Genomic DNA, 24,182 nt, shown 5'->3' on the forward strand with positions numbered 1-24,182 from the left:
TCGCCTCAAATAGTTTGAAACGTCAGAATGAAGAACTTAAAAGAAAATTTACTGCCAACTTTCAATCAATATACTCTGCCCAATGGCATGCGCATCATTCACGAACCCTCAGCCTCCAAAGTGGCTTATTGTGGTTTTGCCGTAGATGCGGGTACGCGCGACGAGCTTGAAAACGAGCAGGGTATGGCGCATTTTGTGGAGCACCTTATATTTAAAGGTACCGCCAAGCGCAAGGCATGGCACATTCTGAACCGCATGGAGAATGTGGGCGGCGACCTCAACGCTTACACCAACAAGGAAGAGACGGTGATTTACTCTGCTTTCCTGACCGAGCATTTCGGCCGTGCCTTCGAACTTCTGGTGGATATTGTATTCCACTCCACCTTTCCGCAACGTGAGATAGAGAAGGAGACAGAGGTGATTATCGACGAGATACAGTCCTACGAAGACAATCCTTCCGAGCTAATCTTCGATGATTTTGAGGACTTGATATTCAGGGGGCATCCCCTGGGACGCAACATTCTTGGCAATCCCGAGCAGTTAAAGCAGTTTCGCAGTGAGGATGCTGCCGCATTCACTGCCCACTTCTACCATCCCAACAATATGGTTTTCTTTGTTCTGGGTAATCTGAGTTTCAAGAAAGTTGTGCTTATGGCAAAAAAACTTCTGGCGGATATACCGGCAACACCGGTGCATTATGGTCGTACTCCGCCTCCCCTCTATGTACCCGAGCATCTTGTAGTGCATAAGGATACTCACCAGGCACACGTCATGATTGGCAGCCGGGGATATAATGCATACGATGACAAGCGCACCGCACTTTACCTGCTGAACAATGTCTTGGGTGGCCCGGGCATGAACAGCCGCTTGAACGTCTCTCTCCGTGAACGTCGTGGGCTGGTCTATAACGTAGAATCCAACTTGACTTCCTATACCGATACGGGAACTTTCTGCATCTACTTCGGTTGCGACCCTGCAGATTTGGACTACTGCACCCGCCTGGTATATAAGGAATTGAAACGCTTGCGTGATGTCCGGATGACTTCCTCGCAGCTTGCGGCCGCCAAGAAGCAGCTTATCGGGCAAATCGGTGTAGCTTCGGATAATAATGAGAACAATGCGCTGGGTATGGGAAAGACTTTCCTGCATTATAATAAATGCGAAACTTCCGAAGCCGTGTTCCATCGCATTGAACAGCTCACTTCGGAAGCTCTGTTAGAGGTGGCGAACGAGATGTTTGCCGAGGACTATCTTTCGACGCTCATTTATCGCTGACCGCTTTTTTTATTTGAAAACCTGCAACATAGGACGTCCTATCCATACTTGTGGCTGTTTCAGCCCGAAGATGTGGGCAATGGTGGAGGCAACGTCATACTGCATCATGCTTTCATGGAATTCGCCTTCTTTCTTAATGTTCTTTCCGGAGATGATGAAGGGAGTCTGCATTTCCTGCATGGTCTTGCCGCCATGTCCTTTTTCAATGCCTCCGTGGTCGGCAGTAACGATGAAGATGGTTTCTTTCAGCATGCCTGCCTCTGTAACGGCCTGGATGATGCGGCTCACATAACCGTCGAGTTCTTTCAGTTTGGCGTAATATTCAGGAGTATTGTGTCCGGCTTGATGGCCTACATGGTCGGGGTTGTCAAAGCAAATGGCAAGAAGGGTCGGTTGTTTCTCCTTGATATACTTTTCTGCCATACCGCATAAGGCTTCGGGATGTTTGTTGTAGTCGGGCGCTTGCGCATAGTGGCTTAAGGCAAGAGTGTCTACAAGGTATTTGATACCGTCCCATTCATACAGGCAGCCTATTTCCGCTTCCGGCCGGGCATCACGTAGCAGCTGGAAGATGGTAGGAAATATGCCGTGCTGGTTCAGTACGCGTGACGGAAGCTCGGGAGTCTTGGAGCCCCATTGCGTATATCCGTGCAATTCAGGACCTGCCCCCATAAACATGCTTGCCCAGTTGACGGCGCTGGAGGAGGGAAGTACAGTCCGTTTTTCTAATGTATAAGAACCGTCTGCCATCAGTTGCTTGATGTGGGGGATGTCTGCTTTGGGAACACTGTAGCTACCCCAGCCGTCAAGACCGATGAAAACTACGTGTTTTGCTTTTCCCTTGGCATTGCAGGGAACTGAAAAGAGGCATGCCACTGCTAGGGCGATGAATAATGTAAAAGTCAGTTTCTTCATGTTTTCTTTAGTTCTTATTGTTAACATGAAACAAAGTTACGGGAAACGTACCTAGTTTTAGTACGATATCGTACATAATCCAGCCGATTTTATATCGTTTCGTTCTTTTCCAACCGTTGCATGCTGAATTCACAGCCGCAATACTGCTGGTTGTAGAAGTCATACTCTTTCAGCAGTTGGTTGCGCCGCTCCTGGAGCCCGCCTTTCCGCCAATTCTGTTCCCAGAAGAGGGTATCCGGATAGAGCGCGGCGGCACGGCGTCCGGCTTCATTGATTTGCTCCAGGCTTTTCCAGCGCGAAGAGGCGAGGGTAGTGGTGAATACGGAGAAACCATGCTCGGAGGCGTAGCGGGCTGTCTCTGTCAGGCGCAGTGTGAAGCACTTTAGGCATCGGCTGCCACGTTCCGGCTCGTTTTCCAGTCCTTTTATAGTGTGCAGCCAGTGTGCATAGTCGTAGTCCGCGTCGATGAAATCGAGGTTTTTGGAGGTTACGAAGCGGATAGCCTCCTCTTTCCTTATCTCATATTCCGCCTGCGGATAGATGTTGGGATTGCAGTAGAATACGGTGGGGCGTATGCCGTTTTCCAGCATGCACTCGATGATGGCAGAGGAGCAAGGTGCGCAGCACGAATGCAGCAGCACCTTGTCTTCACCGTTGGGTGTTTGGACTTTCAACATTATACTTTCAGTTTAATCTTGCCTTTCACCAGCAGGCCGGTCAGCCCCACAATGACAAGCGAGAAGACGAGGGACTTGAGCAGCCCCGGTACACCGCTTCCCAATGCTTCGGGATAGTGCAGATGCAGCAGTTGCTGGACAGCATACCAGATGTAAGGGATAATATAGCAGGTCAGCGTTGCCGTGCCTGCGGGTTTGATAATATCGAACCAGTTGGTCTTGCCTTTCACGTCCGTCAGCCAGTAGAAGAAGCCGAACAAGGGGAAGAACATGGCGAGGCAGTAGAACAGCCATGTCGGTGTGGCTTGTATTTTGGATATAATCCAGAACGGGTGTGAGACGAGGGCAAGGACAAGCATTCCTATGCCGAGGGCACAGAGCATGCCGATGAACCGTCCCGGCCGTTCCCGGTCGGCATAGCGCTGCATGAGCAGGGAGGTCAGTACGCCGGACATACCAAGGGCATGCAGCGTCCAGTCGCTCGGGATAAAGGGAAGCAGGACAATCCGGCTGCCGTACTCTCCCGGTATCAAGTCGGAATGGCTGACTACGGCAAGCAATACGACCACGAACCAGGCAATGGCATTCTTCCGCAGGTTCTCCCGAGTGAATAGATAGATGCCTGCACATACCGCATACGTCCAGCCGATAAGTCCGAGGATGCCCCACCAGCTTATCTGGAACGGTTTCCCGTTCATGTCCTTGTAGATGACGAGGAAGGCAAGCAGAAGCACGCCTGCTGTTTTCATTGCGGTGAAAAGGACCTTTTTCGTTCCTACCGCTTTGGGATATACCCCCCAGGTGAGGAAGAAACCGATGACCATCAGGATGGAGAACCATGGGTGCGAGAGGCCGCCTTCGATGCCTCCGCTGTTCAGTGAAAACAGTCCCATGGCAATCAGTGCCACTGTCCGCCAGAAGATATGGGTCACGACTTGCAGGGTGTTGTCTCCCTTTTTGTACCGGTTTTGTATGGCAAAGGATACGGACATGCCCATGCAGAAAAGGAAAGCAGGGAAGATGGTGTCGGAGAATCCCATCATGTCTTCGTCTATCCTGGCATGCATCAGCCAGTGGGGGACGTTTTTCAGTCCGGGAATGTCGTTGACAAAGAGCATGAGGAACATGGTGAGTGCGCGGAATACGTCTACCGCGGCAATCCGTTGGGGTGTTAAGCTTTTCATGATAGATAATTTGTTTGGGGGTTTAGAACGCAAATATAGGAAACTATTCTTTCTGATGCTACTGCTTTGCAGGATTTCTTGCTATATTTGCATGAACTTTATGGTCATGGAAAGGAGATTGTTCACTTTTTGTTTTCTTGCCGTCGTGGTATGGCAAAGTATGGTTTTTGCTGCCGGCACGCCCTCTTTTACTGCGCTGACGTCCTCTTTGGATGAGGCTATCGAGGCGCACCGGCACTATGTCGCCGTGCGTGAAGGACGCATTGCCCGGCTGAAGCGCCAAGTGCTGGATACCGATACCGCCAATATCTCTTTTTTTCGATGGAATGGGGAAATCTATAAGGAGTACAAGGCATATGTCTGCGATTCGGCCATCCATTATCTTCGTGTCAATCTGGATTGGGCAGAGCGCTACGACCGGCAGGATGCGGCATCCGAGACAAGGCTGGAGCTTGCCCACCTGCTGGCTTCGGCAGGCATGTACGAGGAGGCTGCCGAACTCTTGAGGCAGACGGACAAAGCCTCCCTTCCCGCCCATTTGCTGCCGGACTATTACAATGCCTGTCATAAGCTTTACACAGAACTGAGTTTCTATACGCTGGACGATTCTTTCAAGAAGCATTATCAGGCTTTGGCCACCCATTATGACGACTCTCTGATGCAGGTACTTCTGCCTTCATCCCCCCTATATCTGGAACGGAGAGAGATGCGGGAGGCCGCTGCAGGCCATCCGGACGAAGCCTTGAGCATCAATGATACGCGTCTGGCACATGCCAAGCCCGATACTCCCGAATATGCGCTGGTGACCTATCAGCGCTCATTGCTCTACCGCCGGCTCGGGAACCGGGAGGAGGAGAAGCGCTATCTGGCTTTGTCTGCACTGACCGATATTCGCCTGAGCATCACAGACCATGCCTCACTCTGGAACCTGGCGGAACTTCTTTATGAGGAAGGGGATGTGGAGCATGCCTACCGTTACATCCGTTTCTCGTGGGACGAGACCAACCGATACAACGCCCGTAGCCGCAGCCTCCAGACTGCCGGCATCCTTTCACTGATAGACCTCACTTATCAGGCCATGCGCGAGAAGCAGAACGGCCGGCTCCGGCTGTACCTCTGGCTCATCAGCGCTTTGATTGTGCTGCTGGTGGTGGCAGTGGGCTTCATCTACCGGCAGATGCAGCGGCTCTCTGCCGCACGGAACAAGCTGGAGCATGCCAACGAGCAACTGCAACTCTCGAACAACATCAAGGAGGAGTATGTGGGCCGTTTCATGAATCTCTGCTCCGTTTATATCAACCGGCTGGATGCCTACCGGCGGATGGTCAACAAGAAAATCTCTGCCGGGCAGATGGAAGAGCTGCTGAAGATGGTGCGTTCCCGTGAGGTGCTGGACGCCGGACTGAAGGAACTCTATGATAACTTTGATACTGCCTTCCTGCACCTTTTCCCCGATTTTGTCGATGAATTCAATGACTTGCTGCAGCCCGAAGAACGCATCGTGCTCCGTAAAGGCGAGTTGCTGAATACGGAACTCCGCATTTTCGCCCTGATTCGTCTGGGCATCGACGACAGTTCGCAGATTGCAGAATTCCTCCGTTATTCCGTAAACACCATCTATAATTACCGTGCCAAGGTGAAGAACAAGGCCCGCATTTCGCGCGAGGACTTTGAAATACGGCTGATGCAGATACGCTGACAATACGTCAAACCGGCTTTTTGAATCCACTTTCTGCCTTTCTCTTCTTCTGATTATATTTCTGATTATTAGTTGTTTGTTTGTTCATGCTTCTTCACTCCTTCCACCTATTCCCGATTCGCCGGTACGAGGTGTTCTTATCTTTCCTAACTTTGGGGAAGCAAAAGCGAATATCGCAACTAATACTATAACCAAAATTATTGCCATGAAACATTTATTAGCGACAAGCATTACCATCGCCCTGCTCTCTTTGGGCCTTGCGGGATGCGGTGAGAAACAAGCGACAAAAGAAGTAACTTCGGATGCATTCGTAACCATTCAGGGTCAGGACTTGATAAAGCCCGACGGTACCAAACTCTTCATCATGGGTACCAACCTGGGCAACTGGCTGAATCCGGAAGGATACATGTTCAAGTTCAACAAGACCAATTCCGGCCGTTTCATCAATGAGATGTTCTGCCAGTTGGTGGGACCGGACTTTACGGCCGACTTCTGGAAAGCATTCAAGGACAATTATGTAACGCGCGAGGACATCCGCTTCATCAAGGAGCAGGGTGCCAACACCATCCGCCTGCCTTTCCACTACAAGCTGTTTACCGACGAGGACTATATGGGGCTGACCGCCGCCCAGGACGGATTTGCCCGCGTGGACAGCCTGGTAGAGTGGTGCCGCGAATCGGACTTGTACCTCATCCTCGACATGCACGACGCTCCCGGCGGACAGACAGGCGACAACATCGACGACAGCTACGGCTATCCCTGGCTGTTCGACAGCGAAGCCAGCCAGCAACTCTACTGTGACATCTGGCGCCGGATAGCCGACCGCTACAAGGACGAACCGGTCATCCTCGGCTACGAACTCTTCAACGAGCCCATTGCCCCTTACTTCGAGAACATGGAGGAACTCAACGGCAAGCTGGAAGATGTATATAAGAAAGGTGTAGCCGCCATCCGCGAGGTGGACAGCAACCACATCATCCTGCTGGGCGGTGCGCAATGGAACGGTAATTTCAAGCCTTTCAAGGACTCCAAGTTCGACGACAAGATAATGTACACCTGCCACCGTTACGGAGGCGAACCTACCCAAGCTGCCATCCAGACGATTATCAACTTCCGCGACAGTGTGAACCTGCCCATGTACATGGGTGAGATAGGCCACAATACGGACGAATGGCAGGCCGCTTTCTGCCAGACGATGCGCGAGAACAACATCGGCTATACCTTCTGGCCCTACAAGAAGATGGACGGTTCTTCTTTCGTCGGCATCACTCCGCCGGAGAACTGGGCAAACATCGTGTATTTCTCCGAAGCACCGCGTGCCACGTACAAGGAAATCCGTGAGGCACGTCCCGCGCAGGCCATGTCCCGCAAGGCGATGATGGACTTTATCGAGGCATGCAAACTGAAGAATTGTGTGGTTCAGGAGGGTTATATCCGGTCATTGGGAATGAAGTAGCGGGTGCTGCCTCGCTGCAAACAGTACGTATCAAGTCCCAGAGGATGAGATGCCGGGACTTAGTATGAAAGAGGTAGGGACTGAGCTGTACACACCATAGGACTGAGCATCCAAAACATCCGGATGTTTTAGGGCAAAACATGGGGATATATTGGGATAAAACATCCGGGTGTTTTGGGGTAAAACATGGGGATGTTTTGGACAACAACATCCGGATGTTATGGGTACTCACTATACGGGTGTAAGGACTTCAGTTCCTATGTAGGTAGGGCTAAGTCATATTCCCTTGTATGTTGGAGATTATCAATGGTACGGACTGATTATGATTGCTTACTTATATAACAACTTAATTATACAACAATGAAAAAAGTATTATTCGGTTTGGTTCTGGCCGCTGTCGCGCTGCCTCTTTCGGCCCAGCAGAAGCCCGTCTATCTGGACGCAAGCAAACCTATTGAAGAAAGAGTGGAAGACGCCTTGAGCCGTCTGACCCTGGAAGAGAAAGTGAAGTTGACTCATGCGCAAAGCAAGTTCAGCAGTGCGGGTGTGCCCCGTCTGGGCATTCCCGATGTATGGACGGACGACGGCCCCCACGGCATACGTCCCGATGTGTTGTGGGACGAGTGGGAACAAGCCGGATGCACCAACGACTCCTGCGTGGCTTTCCCTGCCCTGACCTGTCTGGCGGCAACCTGGAACCCCGAAATGTCTCTCCTTTACGGACAGAGCATCGGTGAAGAGGCGCGCTACCGCAACAAGTCCGTCCTGCTGGGCCCCGGTGTCAATATCTACCGCACACCGCTCAACGGACGCAACTTCGAGTATATGGGTGAGGACCCTTATCTGGCCGGAAAGATGGTGTCGCCCTATATCCGGGGCGTGCAGCAGAACGGCGTGGCTGCCTGCGTGAAACACTTCGCCTTGAACAACCACGAAGTGAACCGCCACACCACCAACGTCATCGTGGACGACCGTGCTCTTTATGAAATCTATCTGCCTGCTTTCAAGATGGCCGTGCAGGAAGGCGGAGCGTGGAGCATCATGGGTGCCTACAACCTATACAAAGGCCAACATCTTTGTCACAACCAATACACATTGAACGATATATTGAAGGGCGAATGGGGATTCGACGGCGTAGTCATTTCCGACTGGGGCGGCACGCACGATACCCGGCAAGCCATCACCAACGGGCTGGATATGGAATTCGGCAGTTGGACCAACGGGCTCTCGAACGGTGCCAGCAACGCATACGATAACTATTATCTGGCAAATCCCTATCTGAACCTCATCCGCGAAGGTAAGGTAGGTACCACGGAACTGGACGACAAGGTACGCCGCATTCTGCGCCTTATCTTCCGTACGGTGATGAACCCCGACCGTCCGTGGGGAAGCATGCTCTCTCCGGAACATTACGAGGCTGCCCGCCGCATCGGTGAGGAGGGCATCGTACTGTTGCAGAACAAGGGCAATGTGCTCCCGATAGACCTGAACCGGGCTAAAAAGATTCTTGTAGTGGGCGAGAATGCCATCAAGATGATGACCGTAGGCGGTGGTAGTTCTTCCCTAAAGGTACAGCGCGAACTCTCTCCGTTGGACGGCATCAAGCAGCGTGTGGCCGGCAAGGCCGAGGTGGTCTATGCCCGTGGCTACGTGGGCGATGCAAGCGGTGAATACAACGGGGTGGTGACCGGACAGAATCTGAAGGATGACCGTACTCCCGAAGAGCTGATAGCTGAAGCCGTGAAAGAGGCCCGGGATGCCGATTATGTCATCTTCATCGGCGGCCTGAACAAGAGCAACGGCCAGGACTGCGAGGACTCCGACCGTAAGGGTCTGGGCTTGTCCTACGGTCAGGATGCCGTTATCTCCGCACTGGCCGAGGCGAACAAGAATCTGATTGTCGTCAACATCTCCGGCAACGCCATTGCCATGCCGTGGGTGAACGAGGTGCCTGCCATCGTGCAGGACTGGTATCTGGGTTCCGAAGCCGGCAGTTCCCTTGCCGCCATCCTCATGGGTGATGTCAATCCCAGCGGCAAGCTTCCGTTCACCTTCCCCGTGAAGCTGGAGGACTGCCCGGCCCACAGCTTGGGCGAATATACCGGCAAACGGAGCAAGGACATCATCGACATCAAGTATAATGAAAGCATCTTCGTGGGCTACCGTTGGGCCGATAAGCAGAAGAAGGTGAAACCGTTGTTCCCCTTCGGCCACGGTTTGAGCTATACCACTTTCGAATATGGCAAGCCGACGGCCGACAGCAAGACCATGCAGGCCGACGGTACGCTGACCGTGAAGGTTTCTGTAAAGAATACCGGAGCGCGCGAAGGGCAGGAAGTTGTCCAACTGTACATCAGTGACAAGAAGTCCTCTCTGCCTCGTCCCGTCAAGGAACTGAAAGGTTTCCAAAAGGTGAAACTGGCTCCGGGCGAAACAAAGGAAGTCACATTTACCATTGATAAGGAGGCTCTTAGCTTCTTCGATGACACCCAGCACGCTTGGGTGGCCGAGCCGGGCAAGTTCGAGGCTGTCATAGCAGCTTCGGCAGCCGATGTGAAGGGAACGGTTCCTTTTGAATTGAAATGATGTAGGAAAATAAAGTTTCCTTTTAGGTTATTATCAAAGATAGTGTAGATGGAGGGTGTGGCCGTGAGGTTGCACCCTTTCTTTGTACTCTTTACAAGCCAATATGTTTTCTTATATTTCTGAGTTTCTTCGGGTTGGCTAAGGAAGATGCAGATATGCTGGATGTTAGAGTTAAAGCAGTGATGTTTTGTAGTAATGGGTGAGTTTTTACCGCCGTGTTTGGGCAGATTTTCATCTTTTATATTTATTTTTACAGAAATGATCGGGACAATGGTTCTTGTCCTGATGGGATGTGGTAGTGCTGTCTTTGCCGGAAGTGCGGCGGGGGCGGTTAGTGCAGGTGTCGGAACGCTGGGAGTGGCTTTTGCTTTCGGCTTGTCCGTTGTGGCGATGGCATACGCTATCGGAGGAATCTCGGGCTGTCATATTAATCCTGCCATTACCCTGGGCGTTCTGTTGTCCGGCAGGATGAGCGGGAAAGATGCAGCCATGTATATGGTGTTTCAGGTTATCGGGGCGGTTATCGGTTCTGCCATTCTTTATGCATTGGTGTCTACGGGCGCTCATGGTGGTCCTACGGCTACCGGTTCCAATGGGTTTGCTGACGGAATGATGTTGCAGGCATTCATTGCAGAGGCTGTGTTCACGTTTATCTTTGTGCTGGTTGTCTTAGGTTCTACGGATTCCGAGAAGGGGGCGGGTAATCTTGCAGGATTGGCCATTGGTCTTACGTTGGTATTAGTGCACATTGTTTGTATTCCTGTTACGGGAACTTCTGTCAATCCTGCCCGTAGCATCGGTCCGGCACTGTTCCAGGGTGGCGAGGCTCTCTCTCAGTTGTGGCTGTTCATTGTAGCTCCGTTTGTGGGTGCTGCGCTGAGTGCCGTTGTATGGAAAGTGCTTGCTGCAAAAGAAGGTAAATAAATGTCGGCAGACAGTGCCTTAAGAAGAGGCGGCTGATGGCAGAAAACTTATAAAGGGAAGCCCTCCGTCCGAAACTTCAAAGTTTCGGACGGAGGGCTTCCTGTTCTTTCCTTATGCTTGCTATATCTTGTGCCTTATTCGTACAGCGATTTGGCTATACCCATTTCCAGTCCACGAAGCTCTGCCAGTCCGCGCAGACGGCCGATACAGGAATAGCCGGGATTGGTTTTCTTCTTCAAGTCGTCTACCATCTGGTGTCCGTGGTCGGGTCGCATCGGGATAGAGACACCACGGCGTTGTTGCAGTTCAAGGAAGGCTTTCATCACGTGATACATGTCCACGTCTCCTTCCAGGTGGTTGGCTTCGTAGAAATTGCCTTCGGCGTCGCGTTGTGTACTGCGCAGATGGACAAAGTTGATGCGGTCGGCAAATTGCTGCATGATGACTGCACAATCGTTGGCGCTGCTTACACCGAGCGAACCGGTGCAGAGGCAAAGACCGTTGCTCTTGTTGGGAACAGCGTCAATCAGTGCCTGGAAATCGGCAGCACAGCTCATGATGCGTGGCAGGCCGAGGATGGAGCACGGTGGGTCGTCCGGATGGATAACGAGCATGACACCTGCTTCGTCGGCTACCGGAGTGATTTCTTGCAGGAAATAGATCAGGTTGGCACGCAGGCGTTCCGGAGTGATGCCCTTGTAGCGGTCCAGTTCCTGTTGGAACTGTTCCAGGGTGAAGCTTTCTTCTGAGCCGGGAAGTCCGGCAATCATGTTGCGTACAAGCAGTTGTTTGTCTGCCTCTGTCATCTGTTCGAAGCGGGCACGGGCTTTGGCCTTTTCTTCATCGGTGTATTCGCCTTCTGCACCGGGACGACGTAGCAGGAAGAGGTCGAAGGCGATGAAAGCGGCACGTTCAAAGCGGAGGGCACGACTGCCGTCGGGTAGTTCGTAGGCGAGGTCGGTACGTGTCCAGTCCAGTACGGGCATAAAGTTGTAGGTGACAATGTGAATGCCGCATTTGCCCAGGTTACGCAAGCTCTCTTTATAGTTGTCGATATACTTCTGGAAGTCTCCGGTTTGGGTCTTGATATGTTCGTGTACGGGTACACTTTCTACTACAGACCAGCGCAGACCGACGGCTTCAATCATTTCTTTCCGTTTCTTGATTTCCTCTACTGTCCATATTTCCCCGTTTGGAATATGATGCAAGGCGTTTACAATGCCGGTAGCCCCGGCTTGTTTGATGTCCCAAAGGCTTACCGGGTCGTTGGGACCGTACCAGCGCCAGGTTTGTTCACAAAGAATCATGTTATTTATTGTTTGATGATTTGCAATTTACTATTTACATGGCGAATGCGTTGAACCCTCCGTCCACTACAGCCACCGTACCGGTGACAAAGCTGGAAGCATCGCTGATGAGGTATTGGATGGTTCCGCAAAGCTCTTCTGCACGGCCCATACGTCCGAAGGGAGTTTGGCGAATCACATCTTGCCCACGTTCCGTGTAGCTTCCATCCGGGTTCGTCAGCAGGGCACGGTTCTGCTCTGTGAGGAAAAATCCGGGTGCGATGGCATTTACACGAATACCTTCACCAAACTTCTTGGCAACTTCCGTAGCCATGAAGGCTGTGAAATTGGAGATACCGGCTTTTGCGGCAGCATATCCGGCTACACGCGTCATGGGGCGGAAAGCAGCCATGCTGGAGAAGTTGACAATAGCGCCTGTCTTCTGTTCCACCATCGGTTTGAGGAAGACTTGTGTAGGCAGTACGGTACCGGTCAGGTTTAATTCAAGCACCCGTTGGAACTCTTCTATCTTCAAATCGAAGAAAGTGCCCGTGGGCGCGATGGTGGCACCCGGCATATTTCCGCCGGCTGCATTCAGCAGGGCATCTATGCGGCCATAGGCTTTCAGGATGTCAGCCAAGTTCTGTTCCAGCAGTTCACGGTTCATCACGTCGGTTGTCAGGAACATGGCTTCTCCACCGTTTGCCTTGATTTCTCCGGCAATGGCGTCCCCTATTTCTGCCTTGCGTCCCAAAATGACGACCTTTGCACCTTCTTCTGCCAGATGAAAGGCGATGGCTTTCCCCAATACTCCTGTTCCGCCGGTTATGACCACTACTTTGTCTTTAATGTTAAATAAGTTTTTCATGATTCGTTCATTTAAAAATTACGTTGTGTTTTATTTGATTAGCGTTGCAAAAATACGGAATAATCTGTTGCACTGACTAACAATCATACAAAAAAGATGCATTTGTTGTCCGGAAGAAAGTGCTATTTCCTTATCGGGTTGTCCAATGCCGTGGCTTGTATATACAGTAGATTGAAGTTGTCATGCGGTTTTAGGATACGGTGGGCATAATAAAGATTCAGGTAGTCTTTGCGTGCAGGATTCAGGTAGACGGCAGTACGGTAGAGGTCTTTGCAGAAATTCTGTATCGAGCTTTCCCAGCCGCTTATCTGCTGGTAGGGCCATTCACTGAGGCCCTTTCCGACGTAGGAAGCCAGGAAATCCATGGCTTTGTAGAAGTTACGTCCATCGGTAGAGGTGATGTCATCCAGCTTGATTCCAAGATTTTTTGCCATCAGCATGATGTCAATAAAGTGGGTCAGGTTGTACTGTGAGTAGTGGAAGGCAAGGGTACGTTGCAGTTCGTGCGGTTGTCGTCCGTCAGGAGCTATCTGGGGGAAGATACGTTTTTGGGGGAAGTCATTGATGATTTCCTGCGCCAGTTTCTTGTTACCGGTATAGAGGGCGAAAGCTATGATTTGGGCATCGTAGGCTACGCTGTGGTTGTTGGCACTGGCTGCTTCTTCCTTACCTTGCGGACTGGCGAGCATCCAGTCGGTCAGTTTGGAAAACCATTTCTTCAGTTGTTTGCTGTCCTGGGTAGTAAATGCTTTTGACTGTTCTAGCAGTGCCACAGCATCCAGCATTTCTATGAAGGAGTAGGTGTCTATCAGCCCATAGCAGCGACCTTTGTCGTTATTGTGTCCCGGTATCATTTGTGCATATTCCAGGTTGGGGTTCATTCGGGTGTCTTTGTTCAGAAACCATACGCGGATAAGTTCTGTGGCTTTCCGGGCATACTGCTCTTCTCCGCTGAAGTACCAGACCAGAGCCAGGGTAGTGATGCGGCCGGCTGTTGTTCCCAACCGATTACGGTCTAGTTTGTTCAGTTCAGGATTGGATACGCCGTCGCGGTTGATGTAAGGCAGGCCGTTTGGCTTTGTCGGGTCGGGCCAATAGTATCGGGCTTGGCTCATATAGTCATGCTTGTCACCGCTGGCAGGTGTTTTTTCTTTCATCATGACAGAAAGGGCTTGAGAGTCCAATAGCTTGTCCGCTTCCGTTTTCAATGTCTCGTAAGTTGTGGCATAGAAAGGCTCGTGAATAGAGTGTTTTACATTTGCGAGGTGTGCTGTGTTCCAAATGGATTGTGCTTGCATACAAGATGCCAGGAGCAGGAAGGCAAGCGTCCATTGTATTGTTGCTTTCGGTTTCATGTCTTATTTTAGAGTGATGGACTTCTGTAATACCAATAAGCTCTCCGGTCCCATATTGAACAGCAGGTCTATGATGCTCAAGTTGGGCAGAAACCCGAGTCTCTCTTGAAACACTTGATAATAAGGTTGTGGTGAGAATTCTGTATCTTCCAGAGAAAAATCCTTTTTCGGATGAATGCGTTCGCGGAAATCCGCTTCATTCGGAGTGAATTCAGTCCGGTATTCGGTGGTGCGTGCCATATCGGGCTGTATGTCTATCAGAGAACAGATAAGATGGCAAAGTTCTTCGTTGAAATCGACTAAAAACTCATACTTCTTTTCATAGAAAGGGCGGAAGTCGTCTTTATAATATTCAAAGAAAGGAGTGTGGTTGTAGGCAGATTCTATGGCATTCCAGTGCAGATGCCTCCAGTTCCCGTGGTCTGAAATGCGTATATCGCGCATCGGGCATTTTAGGGTATTCGGTTTGACGGTGGGGATGGAAAGGGCCAGTTCACCGTCCGGTACGGCAATGGTACAACGGTTCCGGTAAGTCTGCTTCATATAGTGGTCATGCTGTTCGATGAATACTTTATCGTATGCCAGCAATTTGGTATAATATTCTATGGGAGCCAAATAGGCGGAAGAAAGAAAAACTGTTTTCATCAGTATATTTACGATTAGATGATTTGCGATTTACGATTGAAGCTACTGTGCATTGTTTGTATTTTCATTTTTATTCTTTCATTTGTTTGTCATTCCACTCTTTTCCATATCCTGCCCCATCGGTAACCGCTGAAAGGTCCTGTTCCCTTTTCTTTGGAGAACCAGATGATAGATGCCTTGCCTATGATGTGGTCTTTGGGGACGAAACCGAAAAGACGGGAGTCCGAAAGATTGATGGCATTGTTGGCACCTACCCAGTAGTAGTCTTTGGTAAAATGGCAGTGTTGCACGGGTTTGCCTTCCACATAAAGGGTGTCGTTTTTGATTTCGGCTTGTTTCTTTTCGTGAAGTACCAGGGTATTTCGCAACAAAGTCTTGTTCCACGGATATACGCGCACGGCTTTGCCTTTGCTGGGGATTATCAGAGGTTTCAGTATCTCCATAGAATCTTCCTTGACAATAGGTTCTATCCAGCAGTTCCCGTTCATGGCTTGTTCCAGCAAGTAGTGTTCATAACGGCTGAAACTGCGTATATTCTTTGTTGAGTCCTGCCCCAATAGTTTGTTGGGAGCGATGGAAAGTATGGAAAGCAATGAATCCAACTGTCGTTCCCGTTGTCTGGGGTAAGAATAAAGAAACTTCTGGTCGGGCGCATTCTTTTCGGAAGGAATCACTGAAAAAAGCGAATCTATCAGCAAGGTATCTCCGGGAATACCGATGCAACGGCTGATGAAGACTTCCCGTCGGTCAATCACGGGTTCTGAAAGATTGGCAGGATTGTTGAATACAAGAATATCCTCTTTCTGCACCGGACTGTCCGCCCAGCGATGATACCCCCATAACTTCATGAAAGGAAGCCGCAGACCGTAGCTCCACTTGTTTACAAGAATACGCTCACTTTGGTACAGTGAATTTTCCATGCCGGAAGAGGGGATAAGATAGGAAGTTGCCACACAACCCCGAAGCAGCACCACGACGAGTGCCACTCCAACTATTGTGATTGCTATCTTACACCCTTTTTTCATTTAATGCCGTCCACCCACTTGAATATCCGGTTCCAGCGTATCTTACCGTCAAACCAGCCCCGGTCTTTGTCCAGTGACAACCATACTACGATAGGCTTTCCTACGACATGGTCTTCCGGCACAAAACCCCAGTATCGGGAGTCGGCGGACTTGTCGCGGTTGTCGCCCATCATCCAGTAGTAGTCCATATTGAAGGTATAAGAGTCGGTCTTTTCACCATTGATGTAGATGCCGTCTTCCTTGACTTCCAGTTTGTTGCCTTCATAGGCAACGATGCAGCGTTCGTAGATAGGCAGGTTGTCCTCGGTCAGCTTGATGGTGGCGCCTTTGGCAGGAATCCATATCGGGCCGTAGTTGTTGCGGTCCCATTTAGTGTAAAGGTTCAGCGGATACATCTGTCCCGAGAATTCTCCCGGTTCAATGATAATATTACTGATGAGTTTCTTGTTGCCCGAAAGGGTCTCGTACATCTTTTTGGTGAGCGGAAGATGATAGACCGGTGCCAGCCTGCCTTGGGCATCCCGGCGGTCCAATCCCATTTCAATCAGATTCTCTTCCCAGCCCAGACCGTCGGTCATCAGTGTCTGGTCTTCTTTGCTGATGCCCAGTTCACGGAACATATCATCGGTGATATAAGGACCTGTAGTCTGTACAAAGTAGTTGAACTGCATTTCTGTAGGGTTCTCGATGGCTTTACCGTCGATGTATACCTGTCCTTTCTTGATTTGCAACGTATCGCCGGGCAGGCCTACGCAACGTTTTACATAGTTTTCACGACGGTCAACGGGGCGTATGACAATGTCACCGTACATTCTCGGATTGGAACGGATAAGATTACGTCCGGCATTGTAGTACAGGTCGTAGACAGTACGTTGCTGCTTGCGTGTCAGGCTGTCCATATTCACCTTGTTGGGATACACGCGTTTTCCTTCTTCGTAAGCAAGGGTATAGAAGTCTGTCTGCTGGAAATTGGTGGCTACCGTGTCGCCTGCCGGGAAGTTGAACACCACAATGTCATTCAGTTTCACTTTGCCGAAGCCTGGTACACGCTTGTATTCCCATTGGGGCCATTCGATGTACGATTTGGTGTTGAATACCGGTAGTGTATGTTGTGCCAGCGGCATGGAAAGCGGCGTATTCGGTACGCGCGGACCATAACTCATCTTGCTGACGTAAAGGAAATCGCCTACCAACAAGGATTTCTCCAATGAGGAAGACGGTATCTGATAATTCTGGAACACATAGATATTTACGAAGTAGACGGCTACCAGCGCAAATACGATGGCATCCACCCAACTCATGATGCTGCGTACGGCAGGATTCTCCGATTTCTTCCAGAATCCCCAGGGTATCTTCTTACTGATGTAGATGTCAAAAATGAAGGGTAGTACAATCAGTCCCAGCCAGCTTTTTACCCAAACCAGAAAGGCAAGGTAGAGCAGGGTGACTATACTGAATTTAATCCATTGGGTGCGTGTTGCTTTTCTCATGATGTTTTAGTCTTTTAAAAATGGAAACAAGTCACTCATTCCCAAAGCACCTTCGTGCTTGGCGGTATATTCGGCAGCAAGGACAGCTCCCAAGGCAAATCCCCTGCGATTCTTGGCATCGTGGGTGATAGTGATACTGTCGGCTTCGGAGTCGTAGCGGATGCTGTGGATGCCCGGTACTTCTCTTTCGCGGATAGAACTTATGGATAGCTCATTGGCTGCACATTCCGTAGAGCCCGAAACGGTTCCGTCGGGAGCTTGGAAAGTCCCTTCTACCCATTTGTCCTTACGGTCGAGATTCTCCAGAATACCTTCGGCAAGCGTGATGGCCGTTCCGCTCGGAGCGTCCATCTTGTGGATGTGGTGCGTTTCGCTCATTGTCACATCATAGGCAGGGAATTGGTTCATTATCTTTGCGAGGTACTTGTTGACGGCAGAGAAGATGCTTACTCCCAAGCTGAAGTTGGAAGACCAGAACAGTGTCTTGCCGCCTTCGGTACAAAGTCTCTTTACTTCGTCTCCATGTTCTGCCATCCATCCCGTACTGCCGGATACCAGTTTGACCCCGGCGCGGAATGCCTTCATATAGTTATTGTATGCAACCATGGGGTTGGTGAACTCTATGGCAACGTCGGCGCTCTTGAAGGCTGCCGATTCAAAGTCTTCCTGATTGTCGACATCGATGATGCTTACAATTTCGTGTCCGCGGCCAAGGGCTATTTTCTCGATTTCCTTGCCCATTTTTCCGTAGCCGATTAATGCGATTTTCATTGTTTCTATCTGTTTTTATTTAGTTTATCAACAAACTATAGGTCGCAAAGATAATCTTTTTCTTACATTTGTGCTCAACATTAACGTCTTGTTAACATGGAACAACTACTGCATTATGTTTGGAAGCACAAAATATTTCCTTTGTCATTGCTCCAGACAACCTCCGGCCGGCCGGTAGAAGTGATAGATCCCGGTTTGCCGAACATGAATGCAGGCCCCGATTTTTTTAATGCCAAACTGAAAATAGACGGTACGCTCTGGGTGGGCAACGTCGAAGTGCATACGCAGGCATCAGACTGGCTGCTCCATAGGCACGACCGTGACAAGGCGTATGATACCGTCATCCTGCACGTGGTGGGCGAATCGAATTGTGATGTGTACCGCACGAACGGTGAGCTGGTTCCCCAGATGGTGCTCACTTGCCCCGACACTGTCCGCTTGCGCTATGAAGAGCTTCGGCAGACAGAGATTTATCCTCCCTGCTATTCCATCCTTGCCTCCCTCCCAAAGCTGACCGTCCATTCCTGGCTGTCCGCTTTGCAGGTAGAGCGTTTTGAGCAGAAAGCATGCGTCATATCCCAGCGGCTCGAACGCTGCAATCATCATTGGGAAGATGTTTTCTTCATTACTCTTGCTCGTAACTTCGGCTTCGGGCTGAATGGGGATGCTTTCGAGGCATGGGCAAACCGCCTTCCATTCCGCGCCGTAGACAAGCATCGGGACAGTCTGTTTCAAGTGGAGGCTTTCTTCCTGGGGCAGGCAGGCCTGCTGGAGGAGGTCTCGGCAGAGGCAGATGATTATTATTTGATACTTCAGAAAGAGTTCCGCTACCTGCAACACAAGTTCGAGCTGCCAGCTCCCATGTCTGTTGAGCAGTGGCGGTTTCTGCGTCTTCGTCCCGATAACTTTCCACATGTACGCCTCGCCCAGCTTGCCTGTCTGTATCACAAGGAGCAGTCGCTCTTCTCGCGTGTTATGGAGGCTGAAACGCTGGAGGCGGTGAAGAAGATACTGGCTGCCAAGACTTCCGCGTATTGGGAGGAGCACTTCAATTTCAGAAAGGTTTCACCCCGGAGGGAAAAGCGGGTAGGGGACGGTGCCTTGAATCTGATTGCCATCAATACGGTCATCCCGTTTCTTTATGCTTATGGCCTGCACAAGGCCGATGACGTTTTGTGTGACCGTGCCACCCGTTTCCTTGAATCCTTGAAGGCCGAAAACAATCACGTAACCCGACTTTGGGATGGTGCCGGTTTGCCGGTATCTACCGCTGCCGATTCGCAGGCTCTGCTTCAACTTCAAAAGGAATATTGTGACAAGAAAGACTGCTTGCGTTGCCGGTTTGGTTACGAGTATCTGAAACATAGATGATAATAATTATCGCCCCATAGCCTTAGCATTTTATTACTTTTATATTATCTTTGCGCATTGAAAAATAATCCGAGTATATGAAGGCTATCCGCTTTGTTTTTTGTCTGTTTGCGGCACTCATGCTGACGACTCTCAATGGTCTGGCTGCCGAAGAGGAGGATTTCAAGACATTTCTCCAGAAATTCACGTCCAGTGCTTCATTCCAGTATTCCCGAATCAAGTTTCCTTTGAAGTCTCCCATCGCCCTCTTGAAGGATGACGGTGAGACGGAACAGACTTTTCCCTTCACCCGCGAGAAGTGGGCATTGCTAGACGAAGAAACGCTGAAGGAAGGACGTACTACCGAAGAGGAGGGAGGTACCTATATTTCTCACTTCACTGTCAATGAGCCTGCCCATAAAGAGTTCGAAGCAGGCTATGATGAATCAGAACCTTCCCTTCGTGTGGTCTTTGAACTGACGGATGGCAAGTGGTATGTCACCGACTGCTATAACGACTGGTACAACTTCGATCTCCCTATCAATGAACTGGAAGAAACTATTCAGGCGGTACAAGAGGATAACAAGGCTTTCGAAGAACTTCATCCTTGATGAAGTGGGGGCAGAAATCCGCCTCAATCATTATTTTATCCTTCTTCTGTACGATTTATGCCCCTCTTTTTCCAAAAAGAGGGGTTTCTTTGTACCGTACTAATACATTGAAATATGCGGTTACAACTTCTTTTGATGCAACTTCTCTTATGTGTCCTCCCCGGTATGGAGATGGGCGCTTCCTGCCGGCTTACCGCCTGGGTCGTGGAGGATTCTTCCGGAAAAGTGGAAATTACATGTATCGGCGATACGATGGATATTGTATCTCCGGACGGGCTGTCCCTTTGGTATAAGGAACGGTTGACGGGAAACTATGAGATTACCTACCGGGTACAAGTGGTGGTTGAGAATGGTAGCTACGACCGTCTCAGCGACTTGAATTGTTTTTGGGGGGCCGATGACCCCCGGCATCCGGATGACTTCTTTGCCCGCAGTGCATGGCGCAACGGCGAGTTCAAGAATTACAATACGCTGGACCTTTACTATGTGGGCTACGGCGGTAATGATAATGGAACTACGCGTTTCCGTGAATACCATGGAGAGTATTATGGAGTGGACGATGCAAAGATTAAACCCATCTTGAAAGAGTATACCGATGCCGCCCACCTTTTGAAGCCCAACCATTGGTATGAAGTTAAAATCCGTGTGGAGAATGGAGCCACCACTTATGCCATGGATGGTGAAGAGCTTTTCAGCTTACCGGTTGCCGATGGCAAAGGAGACGGCTATTTCGCCTTACGGTTGTGGCAGAACCACGTACGTTTTGCAGATTTCCAAGTCGCAAATATCGATAACCTTAAATAAACAGACATGATGCAATTCAGTAAATGGAAAATAGGAGCGGTAGCGCTCGTTTGCATGTTGCTGCCGGGCAGTGTACATGCACAAATCGTGAAGAATGAGCGCTTGCTTTCTTTTGAGGAGAAGCAGGTTCCGGCGTTTGTCACTACGGCAGCTGGTTCGCAGTTGGGCATTAGCGACGAACATTATAGGGATGGTGACCACAGTTTGAGCTGGACTTTCGAGCCGGGTGCCGCACTGTCTATCAAAAAAGACTTGAAGTTTGAGAAGAAAGACCCGACGGGGAAAGACACCTATCTTTCGGCTTTCATCGTATGGGTGTACAATGAGCAGGCCCAGGACAAGCAGATTCGGTTCGAGTTCCTGAAGGACGGCAAGGTATGCACCTCTTTTCCTTTTGGCATCAACTTCACCGGTTGGCGCGGAGCATGGGTATGTTATGAACGCGATATGCAAGGCACCCCGGAAGAAGGGATGGACGAAATCCGCATTGTAGCCCCTGATGTGAAAGGGAAACTCTTTTTCGACCATCTGATTACTGCCAGCAAGGTGGATGCCCGCCAGCAGACTGCCGACTTGCAGGTACCGTTTGTAAATAAGGGAACCACCAACCACTGGCTGGTTATCTACGAACACTCCTTGTGGAAACCGGACATCCCTCTGACAGACGTGACCGAGGCGCAGAAGCAGGATATACGGATTATGGAGAAGCGTTTCCGCAACATGCTCTACACGCCTTCCGCACTTTCGGACAAGGAGATGCAGTCCATCCGTGAGAAGTATGATTTTTATCGGATTACCTACAAGAACGGCAAGGTGGCAGGACGTCCTATCTATTTCGTACGTCACTCCGAGGCATACGAACGTATGGTACCCGATTGGGACAAAGATATGTTCTCCAGACTGGGGATAGAGATAAGCGACTATTTCAACCTGATGAAACGCGTCGCTATCGCCTACAACAATGCGGAGGATGCGGCGCTGAAACACGAGTTGGAGCAGAAATTCATCGCCATGTACGACAATGCCACCGACCAGGGTATTGCCTATGGCAGTTGCTGGGGGAATATCCACCATTACGGATATAGTATGCGCGGTCTGTTTGTGGCTTATTTCTTGATGAAGGACGTGTTGCGTGAGGCAGGTAAGCTGGAAGAGGCGGTACGTACGCTCAACTGGTATGCCATCACCAATGAGGTATATCCCGAACCTGCCGTCAACGGTATTGATATAGATACGTTCAACACCAAGTTGCAAGGCCGCATAGCCAGCATTCTGATTATGGAGGATACCCCGGAGAAACTGCAATACCTGCGTTCCTTCTCCCGTTGGCTGGACAAAGGCTGCCTTCCTGCGCCGGGATTGGCCGGTTCTTTCAAGCCGGACGGTGCTTGCTTCCATCATTGCAACAATTATCCTGCCTATGCAGTGGGCGGTCTGGACGGTGCCACTAATATGATTTACTTGCTGAGTGGTACCGAGTTCCGTCTGTCCGAGCAGGCACACGAGACGGTGAAGAAAGTGCTTCTCACCATGCGTTTCTATTGCAATCTGAAGCAATGGTCTCTCTCCATGTCCGGACGCCATCCCAACGGGGGAGGAAGCCTGATACCTATCCAATATGCCACGATGGCCATTGCCGGTACGCCGGATGGCAAGCAGAAGTATGACCCCGAAATGGCTGCTGCCTATCTGCGCCTGGTTGCCTATACAGAAGCTCCGGACAAGAATGCGCCCGACTATCTGCCGAAGGCTTCTACCTGCCACGAATTGGAGATGAAGAAGTTGCTCGAAGCCCAAGGCTTCCGTCCGGAACCCGACCCGCAAGGCAATCTGGCTTTGGGTTACGGTTGTGTATCCGTACAGCGTCGCAGCAACTGGGCTGCCGTAGTACGCGGACATTCCCGTTACCTCTGGGCTGCCGAGCACTATCTCCCCGCCAACTTCTATGGCCGTTATCTGGCACATGGCAGCATGCAGATTCTTACCGGAAAACCCGATGAAATGGTTACTTTTGCCACCAGTGGCTGGCAGGAGGCCGGTTTCGACTGGAATCGTATTCCGGGTGTCACGAGCATTCATTTGCCTTTCGACCAGCTGCGTGCCCGGGTATTGAATGTCGATACCTTCTCCGGCATGGAGGAGATGCTCTATTCCGACGAAGCTTTTGCCGGCGGTTTGTCCCAAGCACATCTGAACGGTAACTTCGGTATGGTGCTGCATGAACATGATAAGTATAACGGTTCTCACCGTGCCCGCAAGTCGTTCCATTTCTTCGACGGCACCATTGTATGCCTCGGTACGGACATCGAAAACCTAAATACCGAATATCCAACGGAAACCACCGTGTTCCAGCTTGCCGCCACCACTCCCGAAACCCGCCGGTACTGGGAGTCCTATCAGAGTGATGGACAGACTTATATAGACCCCAACGGCGTAGGTTATTACATTTCCAAAGCTTCCCGTCCTACTGCCCGATATGAGAAGAACTTCCCGCAAGTGACCGTAGGCGAGCGTAGCACCAAGCCTACTTCCGGCGACTGGGTGTCCTTGACATTGCAACATGGCAAAGCCCCGAAAGGTGCTTCCTACGAATATGCAGTGCTGCCCCACACGGATGCCGCCGCTTTGAAGGCATTCGCCAAGAAACCCACTTACAAGATTCTCCGGCAAGACCGCAACGCCCACATTGTGCGTTCTCCGGCAGACGGTCTTACTTCTTACGTCTTGTTTGAGACTCCGCAGGCTCTGCCCGACGGTGGATTGTTGCAGAAAGCCGATACATCGTGCCTTGTCATGATACGCGAATATAAGGACAAGCTTCTGCTGACTGTTTCCCAGCCCGACTTGGCCTTGTATCGTGGTCCGAGTGACGAGGCTTTCGATAAAGACGGAAAACGTATTGAGCGCAGTATCTATTCACGCCCGTGGACTGACAATGAGAGTCAGGAGATTCCCGTAACCGTTACTTTGAAGGGACAGTGGAAGGTTGCCGAGACGCCCTATTGCAAGGTGTTGTCGGCAGACAAGAATCAGACTGTGCTGCGCTTTACTTGCCGGGATGCTGCAAGCTTAGAGGTAGAGCTAAAGAGGTAGGGAGAGTATAGGTTAGACATTGATACTGAATACCCACAACACCCGGATGTTTTACCCCATAACATCCGGGTGTTGTGCTATAAAACATGGGGATGTTTTGGGGTAATACATCCCCATGTTTTGGGTGAATACATCCGGGTGTTGTGGGTATTCGGTATAGGAGTCTTA

The 24,182-nt window shown here is 50.5% G+C and carries 19 protein-coding genes; 9 read left to right on the plus strand and 10 right to left on the minus strand.

Features of this window, described 5'->3' with window-relative positions; all coding sequences use genetic code 11:
* Positions 1-27 precede the first annotated feature (27 nt).
* Positions 28-1,275: a pitrilysin family protein gene (locus DWX62_RS04045; protein WP_117878315.1), complete on the plus strand. Its 1,248-nt coding sequence runs from the start codon at positions 28-30 to the stop codon at positions 1,273-1,275.
* A 9-nt stretch (positions 1,276-1,284) separates the two neighbouring features.
* On the opposite strand, the gene DWX62_RS04050 is transcribed toward DWX62_RS04045, so the two are convergent.
* From DWX62_RS04050 to DWX62_RS04060, 3 genes are all read right to left on the minus strand, one after another.
* On the minus strand, positions 1,285-2,190 hold the full coding sequence (locus DWX62_RS04050; RefSeq protein WP_008662118.1) for an alkaline phosphatase: 906 nt from the start codon (positions 2,188-2,190) through the stop codon (positions 1,285-1,287).
* 89 nt (positions 2,191-2,279) lie between these two features.
* Entirely contained in the window at positions 2,280-2,867 is a 588-nt protein-coding gene (locus DWX62_RS04055) for an epoxyqueuosine reductase QueH (protein WP_008662117.1), read from the minus strand.
* On the minus strand, positions 2,867-4,051 hold the full coding sequence (locus DWX62_RS04060) for a DUF5009 domain-containing protein (protein WP_118274220.1): 1,185 nt from the start codon (positions 4,049-4,051) through the stop codon (positions 2,867-2,869). The genes DWX62_RS04055 and DWX62_RS04060 overlap by 1 nt, the downstream gene beginning before the upstream one ends.
* A 55-nt stretch (positions 4,052-4,106) precedes the next feature.
* Between DWX62_RS04060 and DWX62_RS04065 the strand changes: the two genes are divergently transcribed.
* The 4 genes from DWX62_RS04065 to DWX62_RS04080 all read left to right on the plus strand — a co-directional run bounded on the left by DWX62_RS04065 (position 4,107) and on the right by DWX62_RS04080 (position 10,716).
* Positions 4,107-5,750, plus strand: a complete 1,644-nt coding sequence (locus tag DWX62_RS04065) for a DUF6377 domain-containing protein (RefSeq protein WP_120172603.1) — start codon at positions 4,107-4,109, stop codon at positions 5,748-5,750.
* 205 nt (positions 5,751-5,955) lie between these two features.
* On the plus strand, positions 5,956-7,206 hold the full coding sequence (locus tag DWX62_RS04070; protein ID WP_034525477.1) for a glycoside hydrolase family 5 protein: 1,251 nt from the start codon (positions 5,956-5,958) through the stop codon (positions 7,204-7,206).
* A 360-nt stretch (positions 7,207-7,566) separates the two neighbouring features.
* Positions 7,567-9,792: a glycoside hydrolase family 3 C-terminal domain-containing protein gene (locus DWX62_RS04075; protein WP_009037433.1), complete on the plus strand. Its 2,226-nt coding sequence runs from the start codon at positions 7,567-7,569 to the stop codon at positions 9,790-9,792.
* A 258-nt stretch (positions 9,793-10,050) separates the two neighbouring features.
* Positions 10,051-10,716: an MIP family channel protein gene (locus DWX62_RS04080; protein ID WP_085931073.1), complete on the plus strand. Its 666-nt coding sequence runs from the start codon at positions 10,051-10,053 to the stop codon at positions 10,714-10,716.
* A gap of 134 nt (positions 10,717-10,850) precedes the next feature.
* On the opposite strand, the gene uxuA is transcribed toward DWX62_RS04080, so the two are convergent.
* The 7 genes from uxuA to dapB form a co-directional block, all read right to left on the minus strand.
* Positions 10,851-12,023 (minus strand): mannonate dehydratase, encoded by a 1,173-nt coding sequence (gene uxuA / locus DWX62_RS04085; RefSeq protein WP_005826068.1) that lies wholly within the window; start codon positions 12,021-12,023, stop codon positions 10,851-10,853.
* Between the two features lie 34 nt (positions 12,024-12,057).
* Positions 12,058-12,870, minus strand: coding sequence for an SDR family oxidoreductase (locus DWX62_RS04090; RefSeq protein WP_057254023.1), 813 nt, complete (start codon positions 12,868-12,870; stop codon positions 12,058-12,060).
* A gap of 122 nt (positions 12,871-12,992) precedes the next feature.
* Positions 12,993-14,225: an alginate lyase family protein gene (locus DWX62_RS04095; protein WP_057281866.1), complete on the minus strand. Its 1,233-nt coding sequence runs from the start codon at positions 14,223-14,225 to the stop codon at positions 12,993-12,995.
* A 3-nt stretch (positions 14,226-14,228) separates the two neighbouring features.
* The gene (locus DWX62_RS04100) at positions 14,229-14,870 is read right to left on the minus strand and encodes a WbqC family protein (protein WP_005826060.1); all 642 of its coding nucleotides are present in this window, start codon (positions 14,868-14,870) and stop codon (positions 14,229-14,231) included.
* Between the two features lie 89 nt (positions 14,871-14,959).
* Positions 14,960-15,895, minus strand: coding sequence for a signal peptidase I (gene lepB, locus DWX62_RS04105; RefSeq protein ID WP_005826058.1), 936 nt, complete (start codon positions 15,893-15,895; stop codon positions 14,960-14,962).
* The gene (lepB, locus tag DWX62_RS04110; RefSeq protein ID WP_005826057.1) at positions 15,892-17,385 is read right to left on the minus strand and encodes a signal peptidase I; all 1,494 of its coding nucleotides are present in this window, start codon (positions 17,383-17,385) and stop codon (positions 15,892-15,894) included. The genes lepB (DWX62_RS04105) and lepB (DWX62_RS04110) overlap by 4 nt, the downstream gene beginning before the upstream one ends.
* 6 nt (positions 17,386-17,391) lie before the next feature.
* A complete protein-coding gene (dapB, locus tag DWX62_RS04115) occupies positions 17,392-18,156 on the minus strand; it encodes a 4-hydroxy-tetrahydrodipicolinate reductase (RefSeq protein WP_120172604.1) in 765 nt (254 codons plus the stop codon).
* Positions 18,157-18,252: 96 nt separating this feature from the next.
* Here dapB and DWX62_RS04120 point away from each other — a divergent pair, with 96 nt between their 5' ends.
* The 4 genes from DWX62_RS04120 (at position 18,253) to DWX62_RS04135 (ending at position 24,014) form a co-directional block, all read left to right on the plus strand.
* Complete coding sequence (locus DWX62_RS04120) at positions 18,253-19,527, plus strand: DUF2851 family protein (RefSeq protein ID WP_005826054.1); 1,275 nt, start codon at positions 18,253-18,255, stop codon at positions 19,525-19,527.
* A 77-nt stretch (positions 19,528-19,604) separates the two neighbouring features.
* Positions 19,605-20,117 (plus strand): DUF4348 domain-containing protein, encoded by a 513-nt coding sequence (locus DWX62_RS04125; protein WP_119979416.1) that lies wholly within the window; start codon positions 19,605-19,607, stop codon positions 20,115-20,117.
* Between the two features lie 114 nt (positions 20,118-20,231).
* The gene (locus DWX62_RS04130; protein WP_005826049.1) at positions 20,232-20,921 is read left to right on the plus strand and encodes a DUF6250 domain-containing protein; all 690 of its coding nucleotides are present in this window, start codon (positions 20,232-20,234) and stop codon (positions 20,919-20,921) included.
* A 6-nt stretch (positions 20,922-20,927) separates the two neighbouring features.
* Positions 20,928-24,014 (plus strand): chondroitinase family polysaccharide lyase, encoded by a 3,087-nt coding sequence (locus DWX62_RS04135; RefSeq protein WP_117703733.1) that lies wholly within the window; start codon positions 20,928-20,930, stop codon positions 24,012-24,014.
* The last annotated feature ends 168 nt before the right edge of the window (positions 24,015-24,182 follow it).

Source organism: Bacteroides sp. AF20-13LB (assembly GCF_003603065.1).
In the GTDB taxonomy this organism is placed as follows: Bacteria; Bacteroidota; Bacteroidia; order Bacteroidales; family Bacteroidaceae; genus Bacteroides; species Bacteroides uniformis.